This is a genomic window from Cupriavidus sp. SIMBA_020 (genome assembly GCF_046535395.1).
Classification (GTDB): Bacteria; Pseudomonadota; Gammaproteobacteria; order Burkholderiales; family Burkholderiaceae; genus Cupriavidus; species Cupriavidus campinensis.
Window position 1 is genome coordinate 1 of the sequence record NZ_JAWRWU010000876.1, and the last position, 262, is coordinate 262.

The 262-nt window shown below is 74.8% G+C and carries 1 pseudogene; it reads right to left on the reverse strand.

Features of this window, described 5'->3' with window-relative positions:
• Positions 1–238: pseudogene (locus tag SB751_RS31915) on the reverse strand (hypothetical protein); the annotation flags it as partial.
• Between the last annotated feature and the right edge of the window lie 24 nt (positions 239–262).

Sequence of the window (262 nt, forward strand, 5' to 3'; positions counted from 1 at the left end):
CACGAGGACTCGCCGCGCGGCATGGCAAGCGGGTCGCTCCGGCCATCCGCGCCATCGCGGCGGCGACATGAAACATCGGATAGCGCGCTGGAGCGGACGCGGCATCCACCAGGCCGCGCGGCCCCGTCAGCGCGCCGAGGGTCAGGCATTCGAGCGCCGCGCCTTCGAGCGCCGTTGCGTAACCGGCCAGCCACGCCGCGCCGAACAGACCGCGCTGACGCGGGTCGTCGCCGGCCATCGCCACGCGCTCGCCGCGCGGATT